This window comes from Winogradskyella tangerina (assembly GCF_003260205.1).
In the GTDB taxonomy this organism is placed as follows: Bacteria; Bacteroidota; Bacteroidia; order Flavobacteriales; family Flavobacteriaceae; genus Winogradskyella; species Winogradskyella tangerina.
The window spans coordinates 1-3,947 of sequence record NZ_QERF01000016.1 but is presented as its reverse complement, the minus strand read 5'-3'; the positions used below and the strand labels follow the sequence as shown (position 1 = coordinate 3,947).

Genomic DNA, 3,947 nt, shown 5'->3' with positions numbered 1-3,947 from the left:
CTAAGTAGAAAAGAGAGGGGATTATCATTGTTGTCGAAGTCTTAGCTTCACCGTGTATACTAATCTTAATCCTCTCTTTTGTTCTTTCTGATTAATCTTCTAAAATTAATAGATTGTAAACTTAAGAAGTGTATAGATCATTGCGTTTGAATTCCTAAGTCGGAATTCAATCTTATTCGCTATCTTTAAGCTACGGCGGAATAACACTGCGTGTGATCCCGCAACAAGCCATACACAAAACCGTTGTAGCAAATACTGAAAAAACGCACAGATAGAATGGAATTAGGATTAATAATAACATCAGTAGTTTTAGGAATTGCATTAATTCTAACAATTTTGAACTGTCTTAAAACCAAAAAAAAGTTCAAATCGGAATTAGAAGAAAAATCTAAAGAATCGGATAAACTTCATTCCGACTTAAACAGATATAACGGAATTGTATCAATAGAAAAAGAAATTGAAAACAAAAATTCTGAATTGGCTGAATTACAAAAAACTGCTAAATCCTTCAATGAAAGTATAAACGATTTACAGACATTAAATTCAGAACTCGATAAACTTAAAAACACAAAAGAAATTGAGGAAAAAGAATTGAATGAAATTCAAAATAAAGCCTCAAATCTCAACGACAGATATACCAACGCTAAATCAATCTTTAAAGAATTAGAAAGAGACATAAAACTCTACAGAAACGACCTCGAATTTGTTGAACTTGGAATTTATGAACCAATCTTTGACTACGAAACTTCAGAAAAATACAAAGAACAACTTACAAACATTAGAACTAAACAAAAACAACTGATAAAAGGAGGAAATGCTTGTATCTGTAACACAAGTTGGCACGTTGGAAATAGCAGAAAGCAAGGAGAAATAATGACAAGACGTTATATAAATCTCACTTTAAGAGCATTTAACGGAGAATGTGACACATTAATTTCCAAAGTAAGATGGAACAATGTAAAACGCTTTGAAGAACGTATAACAAAAGCATTTAATGCAATTAATAAACTTGGTAAATCTAACGATGTTCATATAACAGATAAGTACTTAAAATTAAAGTTAGATGAACTTCATTTAGCTTATGAACTCGAACACAAAAAACAGCAAGAAAAAGAAGAACAACGAGCAATAAGAGAGGAACAAAGAGAGGAAGAAAGAGCTCAAAGAGAATTTGAGAAAGCAAAAAAAGAAGCCGAATTAGAGGAAAAAAGATTCCAAAAAGCACTTGAAAGAGCACAAAAAGAGCTTGGGTTAGTAAGTGGTGAAGAACTTGAAAAATTAAATACTCAAATAGCCGAACTTCAAAAAAATCTTCAAGAAGCACACGAAGCAAAAGAAAGAGCTATTTCAAGAGCGCAAGAAACAAAATCGGGACACGTTTATATAATTTCAAATATTGGTTCATTTGGAGAGAACATATATAAAATTGGAATGACAAGAAGACTTGAACCAATGGATAGAGTAAAGGAATTAGGAGATGCTTCCGTTCCATTTAGATTTGACTTACACGCTCTTATCTTCACAGAAAATGCACCTGAATTAGAAAATTTATTGCAAAAAGAGTTTGACGATAGAAGAATAAATAAAGTAAACTATCGTAAAGAATATTTTAGAGTTACACTTGACGAAATACAACAAGTTATCGAAGAAAAATATGAGAAAGAAGTGGAATTTATTAAAGTTCCAGAAGCACAAGAATATAGAGAAACAAAATCAATAATAAAACAATTAGAGCAAGCTAAACAAGAACAAATTGAAAACGAAATTGAGAAATATCCAGACAGTTTGTTCTGAAAAAGTACTTGCTACAACAATGGCTATAAGTAATTGCTTGTTCTCGCCTACTTCTGAAAATCCTTGCGGATTTTCAGCTTGGTGTGTACTTGCAAAGTTAAGTGCTAAACCACGCAACTACTCATAGCCGAGACCGTTAGCCACAATTATAAATGAACATCCTCAAAGCCATTTTACTTACCGCCTTATTAATGGGATTAGAAGTTCTTATTTCTTTGGGAGTTTATGAATTCATAGAACCAAAAGTAAGTGAATCTTTAAGTGATAACAGCCTGATTCATTATTTCGGAATAACAAGTCGAATACCCACAGTAATAGCTTACTTAATAGTTTTTTACTTGTCATATAAAACTATCTTCAGATTTGACAACGGAATTGAAAAAGTAAAAGGCATAAAACCTGATTTCATTCTCTATTTGATTTTAATCGCCATTGGACTTGAATTGTTTGACCGACCGTTATTTGACTTCAGTAAAATTTATGATTATTTCAGTGGTGCGGAATTAAAACCATTTGAATTTTCCGAAAGTTCGAACTTGTCAATTCTCTATCGTGGAATATCTGTTTTAATAATTGCACCAATATTCGAGGAACTTTTCTTTCGTAAGTTTTTATTCGGAGAGGTATTAAAAAAACACTCATTAACTATTTCAATATTTGTTTCAAGTATTTGTTTCTCTATAATTCATTTACCAAGTTATAGAAACTTAATACCCACATTCATTTTCGGAATTATAGCGTGCTTAATCTATAATAGAACTAAAAATATATTTTATACGATAATCTTACACTTTCTGACCAATTTAAGTTGGTTGCTATTAGTGTCTTATGGAAAATCATATTATGAATGGAGCTATGGACTGAATTACAATTTCGTCTATTGGTTGTTATTTATTTTTGGAATAGGATTATCGTATATTGGAATTAAAAAAATAACAGTGGCTAACAATGGCTATAAGTAATTGCTTGTTCTCGCCTACTTCTGAAAATCCGCGAGGATTTTCAGTTTGGTGTGTACTTGCTAAGTTCAGTGCTAAGCCACGCAACTACTCATAGCCGAGACCGTTGAAGCCAATGCAAAAAAAGAAACCGTGAATGAATAAAACGATATTTGAAATCACAAAAATGGACTGCCCTTCGGAAGAAAATTTAATCCGAATGAAACTGGACGGAATTTCAAGTATTGCGAATTTGGACTTTGACATTCCAAACCGAAAATTGACTGTTTTTCACAACGGACAAATTGACCAAATCGAAAAATCCGTTCTCGAACTAAATTTGGGCGGAAAGAAAATCTCGACCAAACAAACTGACCAAACTGATTTTAAAGAAAATACAAACCAAAGAAAACTACTTTGGACTGTACTCGCTATAAATTTTGTTTTTTTCCTAATCGAAATGACAACAGGAATCATCTCAAAATCAATGGGACTTGTTGCGGACAGTTTGGATATGCTTGCAGATAGTTTTGTTTACGGAATTAGTTTGTTTGCAGTTGGCGGAACTTTGACAAGAAAAAAACGAATTGCAAAACTCGCTGGATATTTTCAAATAACTCTTGCAGTAATCGGATTTATCGAAGTTTTGAGAAGATTTTTTGGAGTAGAAAAATTGCCCGACTTCTCGACAATGATAATCGTTTCAATTTTTGCACTTATTGCAAACGGAATTTGTTTGTATTTGCTACAAAAATCAAAAAGCAAAGAAGAAGCTCATATGAAAGCAAGTATGATTTTCACTTCAAATGACGTGATAATAAATTTGGGTGTGATAACAGCAGGAATTCTGGTAAATTGGTTAAGTTCAAACAAACCTGACTTGATAATCGGAACAATCGTTTTTGTCTTGGTAATTCAAGGAGCAATAAGAATATTAAAACTTGGAAAATGAAAAAAGCACTGGCTACAACAATGGCTATAGGCAATTGGGGCGTTAGTGATAAAACAAAAGTATAAATATAAAACAAAGGTCAAAGCTAACCCGAAAAGTTAGGGCGTAAAATCCCCAACTGCCCATAGCCGATACCGTTAGAGCACATTCAGCTGAAGCTGACTTGTGTTGCTACGTTCTACGAACTCTCACCCCACAAGTAAATGTGCTCTAACGCCCTGCTAAACCAAATTGCAATAGTTAATATCAGCAAAAAACAGCTC

Annotated in this window: 3 protein-coding genes; all 3 read left to right on the top strand. The window is 32.7% G+C overall.

Going from position 1 to position 3,947, the window contains the following annotated elements:
• Positions 1-276 precede the first annotated feature (276 nt).
• Positions 277-1,794, top strand: coding sequence for a DUF4041 domain-containing protein (locus tag DDY94_RS16060; RefSeq protein ID WP_111685619.1), 1,518 nt, complete (start codon positions 277-279; stop codon positions 1,792-1,794).
• Between the two features lie 191 nt (positions 1,795-1,985).
• Positions 1,986-2,756 carry a CPBP family intramembrane glutamic endopeptidase gene (locus DDY94_RS16050; RefSeq protein ID WP_157957351.1) on the top strand — a complete coding sequence of 257 codons (771 nt, stop codon included), beginning with the start codon at positions 1,986-1,988 and terminating at the stop codon, positions 2,754-2,756.
• A gap of 133 nt (positions 2,757-2,889) precedes the next feature.
• Positions 2,890-3,684: a cation transporter gene (locus DDY94_RS16045; RefSeq protein ID WP_111685616.1), complete on the top strand. Its 795-nt coding sequence runs from the start codon at positions 2,890-2,892 to the stop codon at positions 3,682-3,684.
• Positions 3,685-3,947 lie beyond the last annotated feature (263 nt).